The sequence below is a fragment of the Sphingopyxis sp. Root154 genome (assembly GCF_001427105.1).
GTDB lineage: Bacteria > Pseudomonadota > Alphaproteobacteria > Sphingomonadales > Sphingomonadaceae > Sphingopyxis.
In genome coordinates this window covers 1,992,906-2,008,009 of the sequence record NZ_LMGI01000002.1, presented here as the reverse complement: position 1 = coordinate 2,008,009, position 15,104 = coordinate 1,992,906, and the positions used below count along the sequence as shown (strand labels likewise).

Annotated in this window: 15 protein-coding genes and 1 tRNA gene; 9 read left to right on the top strand and 7 right to left on the bottom strand. The window is 66.2% G+C overall.

Going from position 1 to position 15,104, the window contains the following annotated elements; genetic code table 11:
* Position 1: 1 nt before the first annotated feature.
* The 3 genes from ASD73_RS15180 to ASD73_RS15170 form a co-directional block, all read right to left on the bottom strand.
* Positions 2–1,216 (bottom strand): acetyl-CoA C-acetyltransferase, encoded by a 1,215-nt coding sequence (locus tag ASD73_RS15180; RefSeq protein ID WP_056373190.1) that lies wholly within the window; start codon positions 1,214–1,216, stop codon positions 2–4.
* A gap of 18 nt (positions 1,217–1,234) precedes the next feature.
* Entirely contained in the window at positions 1,235–2,431 is a 1,197-nt protein-coding gene (locus ASD73_RS15175) for a CoA transferase (protein ID WP_056373189.1), read from the bottom strand.
* A 54-nt stretch (positions 2,432–2,485) separates the two neighbouring features.
* Positions 2,486–2,562 (bottom strand) — tRNA-Arg (locus ASD73_RS15170).
* A gap of 130 nt (positions 2,563–2,692) precedes the next feature.
* On the opposite strand from ASD73_RS15170, the gene ASD73_RS15165 reads away from it, so the two are divergent.
* Positions 2,693–3,727, top strand: coding sequence for a YeiH family protein (locus ASD73_RS15165; RefSeq protein ID WP_056373188.1), 1,035 nt, complete (start codon positions 2,693–2,695; stop codon positions 3,725–3,727).
* A gap of 29 nt (positions 3,728–3,756) precedes the next feature.
* Here the strand turns inward: ASD73_RS15165 and ASD73_RS15160 are convergent, their stop codons facing one another.
* On the bottom strand, positions 3,757–4,524 hold the full coding sequence (locus tag ASD73_RS15160) for a zinc-ribbon domain-containing protein (RefSeq protein WP_056373187.1): 768 nt from the start codon (positions 4,522–4,524) through the stop codon (positions 3,757–3,759).
* Positions 4,525–4,683: 159 nt separating this feature from the next.
* Here ASD73_RS15160 and ftsE point away from each other — a divergent pair, with 159 nt between their 5' ends.
* From ftsE to ASD73_RS15140, 4 genes are read left to right on the top strand one after another with little or no spacing between them, the layout of a single operon-like run.
* Complete coding sequence (gene ftsE, locus ASD73_RS15155) at positions 4,684–5,415, top strand: cell division ATP-binding protein FtsE (protein ID WP_056373186.1); 732 nt, start codon at positions 4,684–4,686, stop codon at positions 5,413–5,415.
* Between the two features lie 13 nt (positions 5,416–5,428).
* A complete protein-coding gene (locus ASD73_RS15150; RefSeq protein WP_056373185.1) occupies positions 5,429–6,334 on the top strand; it encodes a cell division protein FtsX in 906 nt (301 codons plus the stop codon).
* The gene (locus ASD73_RS15145) at positions 6,331–6,861 is read left to right on the top strand and encodes a YdcF family protein (protein WP_056373184.1); all 531 of its coding nucleotides are present in this window, start codon (positions 6,331–6,333) and stop codon (positions 6,859–6,861) included. The genes ASD73_RS15150 and ASD73_RS15145 overlap by 4 nt, the downstream gene beginning before the upstream one ends.
* Positions 6,858–7,589, top strand: coding sequence for a lysophospholipid acyltransferase family protein (locus ASD73_RS15140; protein ID WP_056373183.1), 732 nt, complete (start codon positions 6,858–6,860; stop codon positions 7,587–7,589). Before ASD73_RS15145 ends, ASD73_RS15140 begins: the two co-directional genes overlap by 4 nt.
* Before the next feature lie 3 nt (positions 7,590–7,592).
* Here ASD73_RS15140 and ASD73_RS15135 read toward each other — a convergent pair whose 3' ends face one another.
* The gene (locus tag ASD73_RS15135; protein WP_056373182.1) at positions 7,593–8,498 is read right to left on the bottom strand and encodes a prephenate/arogenate dehydrogenase family protein; all 906 of its coding nucleotides are present in this window, start codon (positions 8,496–8,498) and stop codon (positions 7,593–7,595) included.
* Complete coding sequence (gene hisC, locus ASD73_RS15130) at positions 8,495–9,610, bottom strand: histidinol-phosphate transaminase (RefSeq protein ID WP_056373725.1); 1,116 nt, start codon at positions 9,608–9,610, stop codon at positions 8,495–8,497. Before hisC ends, ASD73_RS15135 begins: the two co-directional genes overlap by 4 nt.
* Before the next feature lie 79 nt (positions 9,611–9,689).
* On the opposite strand from hisC, the gene metX reads away from it, so the two are divergent.
* The 3 genes from metX to metW are packed head-to-tail and all read left to right on the top strand — an operon-like array spanning position 9,690 to position 11,829.
* Entirely contained in the window at positions 9,690–10,814 is a 1,125-nt protein-coding gene (metX, locus tag ASD73_RS15125) for a homoserine O-acetyltransferase MetX (RefSeq protein ID WP_056373181.1), read from the top strand.
* Positions 10,811–11,242, top strand: coding sequence for a GNAT family N-acetyltransferase (locus ASD73_RS15120; RefSeq protein WP_056373180.1), 432 nt, complete (start codon positions 10,811–10,813; stop codon positions 11,240–11,242). The genes metX and ASD73_RS15120 overlap by 4 nt, the downstream gene beginning before the upstream one ends.
* Positions 11,243–11,244: 2 nt before the next feature.
* Entirely contained in the window at positions 11,245–11,829 is a 585-nt protein-coding gene (metW, locus tag ASD73_RS15115) for a methionine biosynthesis protein MetW (protein WP_056373179.1), read from the top strand.
* A 1-nt stretch (position 11,830) separates the two neighbouring features.
* Here metW and ASD73_RS15110 read toward each other — a convergent pair whose 3' ends face one another.
* The gene (locus tag ASD73_RS15110) at positions 11,831–12,511 is read right to left on the bottom strand and encodes a TetR/AcrR family transcriptional regulator (RefSeq protein WP_235534447.1); all 681 of its coding nucleotides are present in this window, start codon (positions 12,509–12,511) and stop codon (positions 11,831–11,833) included.
* Positions 12,512–12,774: 263 nt separating this feature from the next.
* Between ASD73_RS15110 and ASD73_RS15105 the strand changes: the two genes are divergently transcribed.
* Positions 12,775–15,072, top strand: coding sequence for a TonB-dependent receptor (locus tag ASD73_RS15105; RefSeq protein WP_443027980.1), 2,298 nt, complete (start codon positions 12,775–12,777; stop codon positions 15,070–15,072).
* Positions 15,073–15,104: the final 32 nt, after the last annotated feature.

Below are 15,104 nucleotides of genomic sequence, written 5' to 3'. Positions count from 1 at the left end.
TTCAGGCGGCGCGCTCGAAGATCGCGGCGATGCCCTGCCCGCCGCCGATGCACATCGTCTCCAGCCCGTAGCGGCCGTCGCGCCGCACCAGCTCGCGCGTCAAATTGGCGAGGATGCGCCCGCCGGTGGCGCCGATCGGATGGCCGAGCGAGATGCCCGAGCCGTTGACGTTGAGGATTTCGTTGCGGCTGTCATCATCGGACCAGCCCCAGCCCTTGAGCACCGCGAGCACTTGCGGCGCGAAAGCTTCGTTGAGTTCGACGAGGTCGATGTCGTCCCAGCCAAGGCCATTGCGCGCGAACAGCCGCTCGACCGCGGGCACCGGGCCGATCCCCATCCGGCTCGGGTCGCAGCCCGCCGCGGCCGAGCTGTGATACCAGGCGATCGGTTCAAGCCCGAGTTCGTCGAGCTTGTCCTCGGCGACGACAAGGCATGCCGCCGCGGCGTCATTCTGCTGGCTCGCATTGCCCGCGGTGACGACGCCGCCCTCGAGCGGCCGCAGCTTGCCGAGCGTTTCCAATGTCGCGTCGGCGCGATAGCCCTCGTCGTGCGCGAAGATCACCGGATCGCCCTTTTTCTGCGGCACCGACACCGGCACCAGCTCGTCGTCGAACAGGCCGTTCGCCCAGGCCGCCGCCGCCCGCTGGTGGCTGCGAACCGCATAGGCGTCGCACGCCTCGCGGCTGATATCATAATCCTTCGCCAGGTTTTCCGCGGTCTCGATCATGCCGGTGATGACGCCGAAGCGCTCGACCGGCTGCGACATCACGCGCCCGCGCGTCAGCCGATCGTGGAGCGTCAGATTGCCAGCGCGCACGCCCTTGCGAATGTCGGTGCTGTAATGCTCGACGTTCGACATCGATTCGACGCCGCCCGCGACGACGACGTCGGACATGCCCGTCTGGACCATCATCGCGGCGTTGACGACCGCCTGCAGCCCCGACCCGCAGCGGCGATCGAGCTGGTACCCCGGCACTTCGAGCGGCAGTCCGGCGGCGAGCCACGACCAGTGGCCGATGCTCGGCGCCTCGCCATTGCCATAGCCTTGGCTGAAAACGACATCGTCGACATGCGCCGGGTCGATCTTCGTCCGTTCAACCAGCGCCTTCAGGATCACCGCGCCGAGTTCGCCCGCGGTCATCGAGGACAAGCTGCCGCCGAACTTGCCGACGGCGGTGCGGATCGGGGCGACGATGGCGGCGCGGCGCAGGGTCATGTCTTCATTTCTCCATGGTCAGGCGATACCGACGATACCGGCATCGATCAGCCGGGCAAGCTCACCCGATGAAAGCGACAGGCGCTCGCTCAGGATTTCCTCGCTGTGCTGCCCGTTGCGCGGCGCGGCACGCGGCGGCTGGCGTTCCTGCTGCGGCAATGTCGCAAAGGCGCCCGCCGCGGGATAGGCGAAACCGCTAGGATTGTCGGCGTGCCCGAAGATCGGATTGTCGCCGACCAGCGCCGGATCCTGCACCGCGTCGTGCATCGTGCGATAGGGCGAATGAACGATGCCGCCCGCGTCGAAGGCGGATGCCAGGTCGGCATGATCGCGGCTTGCTATGGCCGCCTCGAACAGCGGATAGAGCGCATCGCGATGCGTGAAACGCAGCCCGTCGTCGGTCGCGAAGGACACGCCGCGCGCCGCCTCGATCGCCGCGATCGCTTCGGCGAGACCCAGCGCGGCGATCAGATTGGCCCATTGGCGCGGGGTGACGACGACGATCATCGTTCGCTGGCCGTCCGCCGTGACAAAATCGCGCCCGAACAGGCCGTAAACGGCGTTGCCGAGGCGCGGGCGGTTCGCACCCGAATAGAGCATTTCGGCGACCCCGCCGAGATTGGCGACGGTGCCGATCGCGACATCGGACAGCGGCAGGCGCACCTCGCCGCCCTCGCCCGTTGCGGTGCGGCGCTGCATTGCCGCGAGCAGCGCAAAGGCGGCATAGGCGCCCGTCAGCAAATCCCACGCCGGCAGCACATGGTTGACCGGCTCGGGGCCCGCGCCGGTCAACATCGGATAACCGACGCTGTTGTTCACCGTATAATCGAGCGCGGGCGATCCGTCGGCCCAGCCCATCACGCGGATGGTGATCAGGTCGGACCGACCCTCGGCCAGCTTTTCATGCGACAGGAAGCCGCCCACCGGAAAGTTGGTGACGAACTGCCCCGTCGCGCGCACCAGCGCCTGGAGCAACTCGCGCCCCTCGGGCCGGCCGAGATCGAGCGCGACCGACTTTTTGGCGCGGTTCAGATTTTCCCAATAGAGCGAATCATTGGCGTCGGTCACCGGCCAGCGACGAAAGTCGGGACCACCGCCGATCTGGTCGACGCGGATCACCTCGGCGCCCATTTGTGCGCAGTAAAGCCCGGCGGTCGGAGAAGCGACAAAGGACGAAGCTTCGATCACCGACAGGCCGGCCAGCAGGTCGTACATCCGGCGCCTGTCTCCCTCGAAGTCCCCCGGCTGAATCCGCCGGTTGAAGCTATCTGGCGCACCCGAAGGGATTCGAACCCCTGGCCTCTGCCTTCGGAGGGCAGCGCTCTATCCAGCTGAGCTACGGGTGCTGATAGAGCGCGGCCTCTAGCAAGCCCGTGCCTTGCCAGCAATGGCCTATCGACCGCGGCGCAGCGATGTGCAAAGCGGCGCCATGGACATCGGGGAGATAGCGTGACGCCATCCGAACAAAGCTGGCCGATGGCCGCCGACCTTTATGGCGAGATGCAGCTCGAGGCGCATCCGCCCGCGCGGCGCCGCTGGCGCGACTATCTGCCCGGCATCCTCGTCACCGCCATCGCCGCGCTCGCCGCGGCGTGGCTCGCCGACCATTATGCCGCGCCGCTGGTGCTGATGGGGCTGCTGATCGGGCTCGCGATGAGCTTTCTGTCGCAGGACAAGCGCACTCACGCCGGGCTCGATCTGATGTCGCAGACCGCGCTGCGCGTCGGGATCGTGCTCGTCGGCGCGCGGATCACCGCCGAACAGCTCGTCGAACTCGGACCGTTGCCTTTCGCCTTGCTTGTGTTGATCATGCTGGCGGTCATCGTCATCACCGTAGCGAGCGCGCGGCTGTTCGCGCAGGATCGCCACGCCGCGTTGCTCGCGGGCGGCGCGACCGCGATCTGCGGCGCATCGGCGGCGCTCGCGCTTTATTCGCTGATCGGCGACCGGCGCGTCGACCAGGCACGCTTCACGCTGACGCTTGTCGGGATCACCGTCGCGAGCGCACTCGCGATGACACTCTACCCGGTGCTTGCCGCCGAGCTGGGCCTGATCGATGCGCAGGCGGGCTTCCTGATCGGCGCGTCGATCCATGACGTCGCGCAGGCGATCGGCGGCGGCTTTTCCTTCTCGCAGCCGGCGGGCGAGGTCGCGACGATCGTCAAGCTGACGCGCGTCGCGCTGCTCGCGCCGATGCTGATGCTCGTCGCGCTCTGGCTCGGCCGCAGCGGCGAAGGCGACGGCAAGAAGCGCATTCCGCTGCGTCTGCCTTGGTTCATCCTCGGTTTCCTTGGCGTCGCGGCGCTCAATTCACTGATCGCGATCCCCAAGATCGCGCAAGACGCAGCTGCTACGGGCGCACAGGCGCTGCTGCTGCTCGCGATCGTCGCCACGGCGATGAAAGCGCGGCTCCACCTGTTGCTCGATCAGGGGTGGCGCAGTTTCGCGCCGATCATCGTCGCGACGGTGACGAGTTTCCTGCTCTCGCTCGCCGCCGCGCTCAGCCTGTGACGCCGCGACGTCACGAGAACCGTTGGGATTCAGTTCTTTGGTAGCGCCCAGCTGACGGTCAGCTGCGTCGCACGCCGCGGGATGTCGAGCTTCGCCTCGCTGAAATTGACCTTTTCATTGGGCGGCAGCATCCGCACCGGCGGCTTGATCGTCCAGCTGTAGACGATCGTCCCCTGCGCATCGCGCAATTCGGCAAGGATCGGTGGCACACGCTGTTCGCGGTCGGTCGGATTGATGATCACGCCCGACGCGGCGAAATAGATCGTGCCGTCGGCGAGTTCGCGGTGATCCTGGTTCGGCGGCAGTTCGATCACCAGGTCGGGCTCGTCGACCCCGCCCGGCAGGCCCAGACCCTGCGCCCAGCCCGGCAGGCCGAAATACATGAGTCCCGCCGTCGCCGTGAGCATCAGCGCAGCCGCGCTTACAGCGATGATCGTCCAGCGCTTCGCGGGATTGCGCCGCGGACGGCGGAACGGCAACGGCGCATCGTCGATCACGGGTGCGGGACGCGGAGCCGATTCTGTCGCAAAGCTCGGCGGAGCCCGTGCGGTTGAGGGATCGGGTTCGGGAAAATCGGAATAGGTCGCGGCCGGCTTTGGCGCCGCTTCGGGAGCCGCAGCCGGTGCGGGTTCGGGCGCGTTCGGAACGGGCGCCGCTACAGCCTCGACCGGTGTCGCGGCGGGTTCCTGAAACCAGCTATGGCGGCAATTGGCGCAGCGCACGGTGCGGCCCGTTGGTCCGATCGCGGTATCGGGAACGACATAGCGCGTGTGACAGGACGGGCAGGCAAGGATCATAGGCTCCCTCTAAACACGCCGATTCGCGCGTTGCAAGCGCCGCGTGCCCACTCCCGTCTTGTCCTCTGTGGATAGCCGTGCGAGATGCTGGCAGATGAGCGGACCAGCGCCCCTGTTCTTTGATCCGACGCTGGCGCGCCATCGCGCGCGGGCGACGTCATGACGGACGTCTCTCCGGCGCGGCCCGGCGGCGCGATGGTCGAATTCGACGGCGTCGGCCTCCGCTATGGCCCCGATGCCGAGGTTTTGAGCGACATCAGCTTCAACCTTCAGCCCGGCAGCTTCTATTTCCTCACCGGCGCATCGGGCGCGGGCAAAACGTCGCTGCTTAAGATGCTCTATCTCGCGCAGCGGCCGAGCCGCGGGATCGTCCGCCTGTTCGGCGAGGATCTGGTCGCGATGCCGCGCCACCGCCTTCCGGGCTTTCGCCGCCGCATCGGCGTCGTGTTCCAGGATTTCCGGCTGATCCCGCATCTTTCGGCGCGCGACAATATCGCGCTGCCGCTGCGTATCGCAGGGGTCAGCGAAGAGGATCTGTCAGGTCCGGTCGGCGAAATGCTGAGCTGGATCGGGCTCGGCGATCGCGCCGAGGCGCGCCCCGCGACGCTGTCGGGCGGCGAGCAACAGCGCGTCGCGATCGCGCGCGCCGTCATCGCACGCCCCCAGCTGCTCGTTGCCGACGAACCGACGGGTAACGTCGACCCCGAAATGGCGATGCGCTTGCTGGGATTGTTCGAGGCGCTCAACCGCCTCGGCACCACCGTCGTCGTCGCGACCCACGATATCCACCTGATCAGCCGCATCGAAAATGCGCAGATGATGCGGCTCGAAAGAGGCCGGCTTTCCGATCCCACCGGCGCGCTGCGCTACCCGCCGGCGAACAGGGCGTGATGGTGGGCCGCCCATGATCATCCCGCGCGTTCCCGTCCAGCATCGCCGCCTGCTTCCCGACCGCCGCCTGTCGGGTCCGACGCCGTGGGTCATCGCGATCCTGATGATGCTCACCTTGCTCGCCGCCGCCGCCGGGGTCGGGCTCGCCCGCTCGGCGAATGCGATCGGCGCCGCGATCGCCGGACGCGTGACCGTCCAGATCGTCACCGCAAACCCGGTGACGCGCGCCGAGCAGGCCGCGGCGCTCCGCCGCGCCGCCGCCGCGCAGCCCTTCGTCCTCTCGGCGCGCGCGGTCGAGCCGGAAGAGCTGCAGGCGACGCTCGGCCAATGGTTCGGCGCCGCTGAGGGCGACGACCCGGTACTGAAATCGCTCCCCCTTCCGGCATTGGTCGACATCGACTTTGTCGGCGAGGACCGCACCAGTCCTATGCGCCAGTTACAGGCGCTGGTCGCGCGCGAGGCGCCCGGCGCGCGGATCATTCCCCACGCCGAATGGCTGGGGCCGGTCGCACGGCTGATCCGCTCGCTCGCGTGGATCGCCGGCGGCATGGTGCTGCTGATGACGCTCGCCAGTGCCGCGGTGGTGATCATGACCGCGCGTGCCGCGCTCGCGACGCATTTCCCGACGATCGAGATGCTCCACATGATCGGCGCGACCGATCGCCAGATCACCCGGCTGTTCCAGCGCCGCATCGCGATCGACACCGCTTACGGCATCGCGCTCGGCACCGTCGTCGCCGCCGCGATCCTGCTCTTGATCGGCTGGCAATGGTCGGGCGTCACATCGGGACTCGCGGCGACCGCCTCGTTCGGTCCCGCGGGCTGGGCGCTCTTGCTGGCGCTGCCGCTATTGGCTATCGCGCTCGCAGCCCTCACCGCGCGCCAGACCTTGCTCGCGGCGCTCAAGAAGATTCTATGATCAAGCGCCTGATTTCCCTGTTGTTTCTGGCTTGGGTGCTCGGCTTTGCATGGTTCGCGCTGCTGCTGCCGCTACCCGCCGATGCGCAAAAGACCGACGCGATCGTCGTGCTCACCGGCGGCCCGGGACGTATCGACCGCGCGCTCGAACGGCTCGAGGCGGGCGATGCCAAGCGCCTCCTCATCAGCGGCGTCGCGCGCGAGGTGAAGCCGCGCGAACTCGCCGCCGAGTATAAACGCCCGGTTTCGCTGTTTGACTGCTGTATCGCGCTGGGGTTCGAGGCCGAGGATACGCGCTCGAATGCGACCGAGGTCGCGACCTGGGCGCAGCGCCGCAAATATAAGAGCATCCGGCTGATCACCACCGACTGGCATATGCGCCGCGCGGAATATGAAATCGGCCGCGCGGTCGGCGACAAGGTGACGATCCTGCCCGACGCGGTGCGCAGCCAGCCCAATTTCGCGACGCTGTTTCGCGAATATCACAAATATCTGGCCGGACTGGCGGGCGGGCTGCTCGGCCTGTGAGATACGCCATCGCCCTGTTCCGTTCCATCCTGTTCTGGATCGCCTTTTTCGTGATGAGCGCCATCTCGTCGATCGGCGGGGTGGTCGCGCTGCCGATCTCACACCGCGGCACGATTTTCTTCGTCCGCATCTGGGCGCAGGCGCACCGGATCTTCTGCCGTTTCCTGCTCGGCCAGACGATCGTCGTCGAGGGCGAGATGCCCGACATCCCGGTACTCTATGTCTTCAAGCATGAATCGGCGTTCGAAACGGTCGAGCAGCCGATGCTGTTCAGGCATCCGGCGGTGTTCGCGAAGGAAGAACTGTTCTCGATCCCCGTGTGGGGCCAGGCGGCACGCTTTTACGGCCTGATACCGGTCGACCGCGACGGCGGAGGCAAGGCGATGCGCGCGATGCTCGGTGCCGCGAAGGCCGCACTCGCGGCGGGCCGTCCGCTGGTGCTGTTCGCCGAGGGCACGCGCGTCCCGCACGGCGAAGCGCCGCCCCTACGCCCCGGTTTTGCAGGCATGTACCGTCTGCTCAATATTCCGGTGATCCCGGTCGCGGTGAACAGCGGCCTCGCCTTTCCGCCGCGCCGCTGGGTCAAATGGCCGGGGACGATCACCTACAAGATTGGCGAGACGATCCCCGCCGGGCTGCCGCGCGAAGAGGCCGAAGCACGCGTGCGCGTCGCGATCAATGCGCTGAACCCGCCCCAAGCCTTGCTGGCGGGCGAAACCGTCGCCTAGATCCTAGTGTTTGCGTCCGAAATCGGGCGCTGCATCATCCTGCCCCTGTTCGATGATCGAGCGCCGGATCGCGCGCGTGCGCGTGAACCAGTCCTCGAGCTTGTCGGCATCGCCGCGGCGGATCGCCTGCTGGAGCACGGTCAGATCCTCGTTGAACCGCTGCAAGGTCGCGAGCACGGCATCCTTGTTCGCGAGAAAGACGTCGCGCCACATCACCGGGTCGCTCGCCGCGATACGCGTGAAATCGCGGAAACCGCCCGCCGAATATTTGATCACTTCGCTCTCGGTGACCTCTTCGAGCTCGCTCGCGGTGCCGACGATCGTGTAAGCTATGAGGTGCGGCAAATGGCTCGTCACCGCGAGCACCATGTCGTGGTGCGCGGCATCCATGATATCGACCTTCGCGCCCAATGCCTGCCAAAAGGACGTCACCGCTGTCACGGCGTCTTCGGACGCATCCGCGCCCGGCGTTACGATGCACCAGCGGCCTTCGAACAAGGACGAAAAACCCGCCGCCGGGCCGCTATTCTCGGTCCCCGCGACCGGATGCGCCGGGATGACGGCATGATCGGGCAGCGCCTTCGCCAGCGCTTCGGCAACGCCCGCCTTCGACGAGCCGACGTCCGAAACAATCGCATTGGGCTTGAGGCCCGGCGCGATTGCCACCGCCGCGTCGGCCATCCGGCCGACGGGCACCGCCAGTATCACGAGGTCGGCGTCGGCCACCGCAGCGACCGCGTCGTCGCTGATCGTATCGCAAAGGTCGAGTTCACTCGCAATCTTGCGCACTTCGGCGCTCGCGTCATGGCCAACGACCGCCACCTGCGGCAGCCGCTCCCTGATCGCACGCGCGATAGAGGAACCGATCAGCCCCAGCCCGACAATTGCGACGCGTGCGATGGGCATCAGCCGTTCAGCGCGGCGCGGATCGCCGCCGCCAATCCGCGCGTCTCGTCTTCGGTGCCGATCGTCATGCGCAGCGCGTTGGGCAGTCCCTGCCCCGGCAGCCAGCGGACGATATAGCCCGCCTCCATCAGCCGGTTATAAACAGTCTCGGCGCTCACATCGCCCTCGAAGAGCACGAGCAGGAAGTTGCACGCCGACGGCACAACGCGAATGCCATGATTGCCGAGGCTTTCGAGTTCGCCAGCCAGCCAGGCGCGCCATTCGGCGTTATGCTCGCGGCTATGCGCCAAGAATTCCTCGTCGCCGAGCGCCGCGACCGCCGCCGCCTGTCCGGCGCGCGTGACGTTGAACGGCAGGCGAATGCGGTGCAGCGCCGAAATCACCTCGGCGGCGGCATAGCCCCAACCGATGCGTTCGGCGGCGAGTCCGTGGATCTTCGAGAAGGTGCGCGTTACAAAGACATTTGGCTGCGTCTTCGCCAGTTCGAGCCCGCCATCATCCTCGGCCTCGGAGAGATATTCCGAATAGGCCTGGTCGATCACGAACAACACATTCTTGGGCAGCCCGGCATAGAGGCGCGCGACTTCCTCACGCGTTGCAAGCGTCCCGGTCGGATTGTTTGGATTGGCGAGATAGACGACGCGCGTCTTGTCGGTCACCGCCGCGAGCAGCGCGTCGACATCGGTCGCATAATCCTTGTCGTCGGCCTCGACCGGCACCGCGCCAACGCGGCGCGCCGCGATTTCATAGACCGCGAAGCCGTAGCGCACGTATAGAATCTCGTCGCCCACGCCGGCATAGGTGCCCGCCGCGAGGTGGAGCAATTCGTCGGACCCGTTCCCGCAGATAATCCGCGCCGGATCGAGCCCGAACTTCGCCGCGATCGTTTCACGCAGCTCCACTGAACCTGGATCGGGATAGCGCGACAGCGCATCGGGTGCGCCCTGCGCCGCAGCGAATGCTGCGCGCGCCTTTTCGCCCGTTCCGAGCGGATTTTCGTTTGCGCTGAGCTTGATCAGCGGACGGCCGTCGGCACCCGCCGACTTGCCGGGAATATAGGGAGCGATGCCGCTGATCCACGGCTTCGGAGTAAGTGCGGCGCTATGATCGGTCATGCCGCGCCGTTTAACGGCTATGCTGCGCGAGTCCAGTGCGTTGACAGGGTGCGTCCGCCCGCTTAGCCCCGCGCGAACCATGGCGAGCCTGCTCCACGATATCCGGCATCACAGCGTGACGATCGCCGCGCCGCTGCCGCTCGACAGCGGGCAGGTGTTGCCGTCGGTGACGATCGCCTATCAAAGCTATGGCGCCTTGAATGCCGACAAATCGAACGCGGTGCTGATCTGCCACGCGCTGACCGGCGACCAATATGTCGCGAGCGACCATCCGGCGACGGGCAAGCCCGGCTGGTGGGCGCGCATGGTCGGGCCCGGCAAGCCGATCGACACCGACCGTTTCCACGTCATCTGCGCCAATGTCCTCGGCAGCTGCATGGGGACGAGCGGGCCGGCCTCACCCGACGCCGCGACCGGCGCGCCGCTCGGCATGGCCTTTCCCGTCATCACCATTACCGACATGGTGCGCGCGCAGGCTATGCTGCTCGATCATCTCGGCATTTCGCGACTTCATGCCATCGTCGGCGGGTCGATGGGCGGGATGCAGACGCTCGCCTGGGCCGCGGCCTATCCCGACCGCCTCGCCTCGGCGCTCGTCATCGCGAGCGCGGCGCGGCATTCGGCGCAGAATATCGCGTTTCATGAGGTTGGCCGGCAAGCGATCATGGCCGATCCCGACTGGCAGGACGGCCAATATTACGGCAGCGCGCGCGCGCCCACCAAGGGGCTCGCGGTCGCGCGCATGGCCGCGCACATCACCTATCTCTCCGAGGAAGGGCTGACCGAGAAGTTCGGCCGCCGCCTGCAGGCGCGCGACATCAAGAGCTTCGGCTTCGACGCCGATTTCCAGGTCGAATCATACCTCAGGCATCAGGGGCTCGCCTTCACCGATCGTTTCGACGCCAACGCCTATCTCTATATCACGCGCGCGATGGACTATTTCGACCTCGCCGACCCGCACGACGGCCGCCTCGCGGGCGCGTTCGCGAACGCGAAGGATGTGCGCTTCACGCTCGTCAGCTTCGACACCGACTGGCTCTATCCGACCTCCGAATCGCGCCGCGTCGTGCAGGCGCTGCAAAGCGTCGGCGCCGCGGCGAGCTTCGTCGAACTGTCGGCACCCTTCGGCCACGACAGCTTCCTCCTCGACGTCCCGGCGCTCGATCGCCTCGTCGCCGGATCCCTGAGATCGGGTCTGGCATGACCGGCGCCTACCGCCTGTCCTTCGATGCGTCCGACATGCAGGTCGATGCGATCCACGCCTTTCTGACGCAGAGCTATTGGGCCGAAAATATCGCGCGCGCCGTTGTCGAGCGCGCGATTGCCGGCTCACTGTGCGTCGGAACCTTCGCGCCAGACGGCGAGCAGATCGGGTTTGCCCGCGTCGTCACCGATCGCGCGACCTTTGCCTATCTCGCCGACGTCTATGTTCTCGAGGCGCATCGCGGGCACGGCCTCGCCGCGCGCATGGTGAAGGCACTTCACGATCATCCCGACCTGCAGGGACTGCGGCGGTGGATGCTCGCGACCAGCGACGCGCACGGGCTTTATGCCGCGCTCGGCTGGACCCCTGTCGAGGACGGAACGCCGTTCATGCAGCGGCATTTCCCCGACGTCTACAGGCAGGTCTGACGATGAAGCTGCGCCCCGATCTGGCCATCATCGCCGATGCCGTTCCCCGGGCGGCGCGCGTGCTCGACGTCGGCTGCGGCGACGGCGAATTGATGGCGGCGCTCCAGGGCAAGGGCGTCGACGCGCGCGGGCTGGAGATCGACGCCGACAATGTCACCGCGGCGATCGCGCGCGGCCAGTCGGTCGTGCAGGGCGACGCGAACCGCGACCTTGCCGATTATCCCGACGACGCGTTCGATTATGCGATCCTGTCGCAGACATTGCAGACGACCGAGCGCCCCGACCGCGTCGTCGACGAACTGCTGCGTATCGCGCCGCGCGCGTTCGTCAGCTTTCCCAATTTCGCGCATTGGCGCATCCGGCTCGCGCTGCTGTGGGGCGGGCGGATGCCGGTGACGCGGCTGCTGCCCGTCGCGTGGTACGAAACGCCGAACATCCACCATGTCACGGTCAGCGATTTTCGCGACCTCGTCCGCGCAAAGGGCATCAACGTAGAGCGTGTCTGGCACCTGTCGGGTGACAAGCCGGCAAGCGACGCCGCCGCCAGCTGGCGCGCCGAACATGCGATCTTCCTGATTTCGCGTTAAATCAATCCCGCTTCTTCAGCCCGTTCGCGAGCAGGTCGTTGGCGATCCGCGCGATCTCCGAAATGTCGCTCTCGGTGTCCCACAATCCATAGCGCATCCCCAGAAACACGTTCATCCCGCCGATCGCCCACGCGTGGATCTCGCTGACGTCGTCGCGGATTTCGCCCCGCGCCGCGCCATTTTCCAGCCGCTGACGCACGCGCGCGACGGTCGTTTCATAATGGCGGCGATAACTCGCATAATCGACGAACTCGGCCTCATCGATGATGCGGTAAATCTCCTTATGCTCGCGTACGAAGCCGAGATAGGATTCGAGCCCGATGCGTTCGGCGCTGATCTCGTCGGGCGCCGCCTGCACCAGCGGCGTCACATGATCGCGTAGCTGCTCGCTCATATAGCGGACAAGCGCCTGGAAGATTTCCTCTTTCGAATCGAAATAGGTGTAGAAACTGCCGAGCGCGGTTCCGGCGCGGCGCGTGATCGCGCTGATCGACGCCTCGTGAAAGCCGCGCTCGCCGAATTCGACCGCCGCCGCGTCGAGCAACTTGCGCAGCGTCCGCCGCCCGCGCTCGGTGCGCGGCGTCTTGTCGCGCACATCGCCCGCGCCCTGCCCGTTTTCGGCCTGCTCCGTTTCGGCCCGTCCCGTTTCGGCCCGTCCCGTTTCGCTCTGCGGCTGATCCATGACTGCCTTTCCGTCTCCCCCTCCGTCCGGCCTCCCCTGCATCGTGGCATTTCCGCACCACTGGCAAGCAAAAAGCGACAGAGCCATATTCCAAGTTGAAACTTGGTTCATGTTTCATTATTGGATGCGGCGCGGCTTGGCAAGCACCGGCCCAGGAAAACCAAAAAAGGGTGGCGAGGGGTCACCCGCCACATGGGAGAGTCTTCATGCGTCCTTTCGCCCGCCCGCTGCGCCGTGCCATTCTTGCCACCAGCGCGCTTTCCATGATCGCCTTCGTCCCCGCCACTTTCGCGCAGGAAGCGGGCGCGACCGATGCCGGCGATAACGAGATCATCGTGACGGCACGCCGCCGCGACGAGCGGCTGGTCGACGTGCCGATCGCGATCACCGCCTATTCGGGCGAAGCGCTCGAAAAGGCCGGCGCGATCGATATCACCGATATCGGCCAGACGACGCCTAACACCACGCTCGAAGTCTCGCGCGGCTCGAACTCGACGCTCAGCGCCTTCATTCGCGGCGTCGGCCAGCAGGATCCGGTCTCGGGCTTCGAACAGGGCGTCGGGATCTATCTCGACGACGTCTATCTTAACCGGCCGCAGGCCGCGGTGCTCGATATCTACGACGTCGAGCGCATCGAAATCCTGCGCGGGCCGCAGGGCACGCTCTATGGCCGCAACACGATCGGCGGCGCGGTCAAATATGTGACCAAGCAGCTGCCGGAGGAATTCTCGCTCAAGATCAAGGGCACGCTCGGCACCTATGACCAGGCCGACCTCGTCGTGACCGCGAGCGCGCCGATCGGCGACCTGCTGCGTGTCGGCGGATCGGTCGCGCGCCTGTCGCGCGGCGGTTTCGGCGACAATCTCACCACCGGGCGCGAGAATTACAACAAGGATGTCTGGGCGGGCCGCGGGACCGTCGAACTCGGCGGCTATGGTGCGCCGGTGCTGATCCGCATCTCGGGCGATTATTCGAAGGACAAGAGCGATCCGCGCGGCGGCCACCGCCTGATTCCGTCGCTGTTGACCAACGCCCCCGTGCTCGACGACGTGTTCGACAGCCGCGGCGGCCTCAACGATCCGAAGCAGGAAATCGAAGCCTACGGCCTTGCAATGAACGTCACCGCCGAACTCAGTGACACAGTCACGCTGCGCTCGATCAGCGCGTGGCGCAAGGACACGTCGGCAACTCCGATCGACTTCGACGCGTTGCCCGGCGTCGACATCGATGTCCCCGGCTTCTACTTCAACGAGCAGATCAGCCAGGAATTCCAGCTGCTGTACGAAGGCGACAAGCTGAAGGGCCTGCTCGGCTTCTATTACCTCGACGCGAGCGGCGACACGTTGTTCGACGTCCGCATCTTCAACAATCTCGCGGGGCTGACCGCCTTCACCGAGGCCGATGTCGATACCCAGACCTTCGCGGTGTTCGGCGATTTCACTTATGACTTCAGCGACCAGCTCAGCCTGTCGGTCGGCGGTCGCTACACGTGGGACGAGCGCGAAGCGTCGATCCTGCGGCAGAGCTATCTCGGCGGCGGTTCGCCGGTGTTCGGCGGCGCGGGCGTTGCCTTTGGCGCACCGGGGACGAATTTCGACGGCAAGCGCAGCTTCAACAAATTCACCCCGCGGGCGTCGCTGTCGTTCAAGCCGACGCCCGACCATAATTTCTACGCCAGCTATTCGCAGGGCTTCAAGGGCGGCGGCTTCGACCCGCGCGGTGTCGGCGTCAATGCGCCGGCCGCGATTCCGGGCGCACCGACCGACGCCGAAGTCGCCTCCTTCCTGAGCTTCCGCCCCGAAAAGGTCGAAAGCTACGAAGTCGGCTACAAGGGCAGCCTGATGGACGGCGCGGTCAATGTCGCGCTCGCCGCCTTCTATGCCGATTACACCGACGTCCAGATCCCGGGCTCGGTCGCCTGCACCGTCAGCGGCCTGCCGAGCTTCTGCGGCGTCGTGTCGAACGCGGGCAAGGCGACCTTCAAAGGCGTCGAATTCGAAGGCCGCGCACGGCTCGGCGAGGATCTGGCGAGTGCCGGCGACCGGCTGACGCTATCGACCGCGCTCGGCTTTATCCAGGCCGACTATAAGGAATATATCTCGAACATCCTCGTCGGCGGGGTCAACACGCCGACCGACGTTTCGGATTTCCGCGAGGTGCAGAATACGCCGAAATGGACTGCCAGCGGCACGCTTGCTTACTCGACCCCGATCGGCAACGGCGATCTCAGCTTCGGCACGACGCTGTCGTATCGCAGCAAGACCTATCAGTTCGAAATCCCGAACCCCTATATCGACCAGAAGGGTTTCGCGCTTTGGGATGCCAGCCTCGTCTACACCGCGCCCGACGATCGCTGGAGCCTCGGCGTGTTCGGCAAGAATCTGACGAACAAGGAATATAAGACCTCGGGCTATACGTTCGTGAACGTCAATCCGGTCTCCGGCGCGATCATCCCGGGTCCGGGCGGGCTGCCGACGTCAGCGCTCGGCCGCGAAGGCACTCTGACGGCATTCTACGGCAATCCGCGCCAAGTGTTTGTGACCGGCACCGTAAAATTCTGATCTGACGAAAAAAGGGGGAGAAGGGGCGCCCG

What these genes read in the sequence shown, in the direction of transcription:
- ASD73_RS15145 (WP_056373184.1), top strand. Translation starts at nt 6,331, where the DNA reads ATGATCAAGCGCCTGATTTCCCTGTTGTTTCTGGCTTGGGTGCTCGGC.
- ASD73_RS15180 (WP_056373190.1), bottom strand. Translation starts at nt 1,216, where the DNA reads ATGACCCTGCGCCGCGCCGCCATCGTCGCCCCGATCCGCACCGCCGTC.
- ftsE (WP_056373186.1), top strand. Translation starts at nt 4,684, where the DNA reads ATGACGGACGTCTCTCCGGCGCGGCCCGGCGGCGCGATGGTCGAATTC.
- ASD73_RS15175 (WP_056373189.1), bottom strand. Translation starts at nt 2,431, where the DNA reads ATGTACGACCTGCTGGCCGGCCTGTCGGTGATCGAAGCTTCGTCCTTT.
- ASD73_RS15120 (WP_056373180.1), top strand. Translation starts at nt 10,811, where the DNA reads ATGACCGGCGCCTACCGCCTGTCCTTCGATGCGTCCGACATGCAGGTC.
- ASD73_RS15165 (WP_056373188.1), top strand. Translation starts at nt 2,693, where the DNA reads ATGGCCGCCGACCTTTATGGCGAGATGCAGCTCGAGGCGCATCCGCCC.
- hisC (WP_056373725.1), bottom strand. Translation starts at nt 9,610, where the DNA reads ATGACCGATCATAGCGCCGCACTTACTCCGAAGCCGTGGATCAGCGGC.
- ASD73_RS15110 (WP_235534447.1), bottom strand. Translation starts at nt 12,511, where the DNA reads ATGGATCAGCCGCAGAGCGAAACGGGACGGGCCGAAACGGGACGGGCC.
- ASD73_RS15105 (WP_443027980.1), top strand. Translation starts at nt 12,775, where the DNA reads ATGATCGCCTTCGTCCCCGCCACTTTCGCGCAGGAAGCGGGCGCGACC.
- ASD73_RS15150 (WP_056373185.1), top strand. Translation starts at nt 5,429, where the DNA reads ATGATCATCCCGCGCGTTCCCGTCCAGCATCGCCGCCTGCTTCCCGAC.
- metX (WP_056373181.1), top strand. Translation starts at nt 9,690, where the DNA reads ATGGCGAGCCTGCTCCACGATATCCGGCATCACAGCGTGACGATCGCC.
- ASD73_RS15160 (WP_056373187.1), bottom strand. Translation starts at nt 4,524, where the DNA reads ATGATCCTTGCCTGCCCGTCCTGTCACACGCGCTATGTCGTTCCCGAT.
- metW (WP_056373179.1), top strand. Translation starts at nt 11,245, where the DNA reads ATGAAGCTGCGCCCCGATCTGGCCATCATCGCCGATGCCGTTCCCCGG.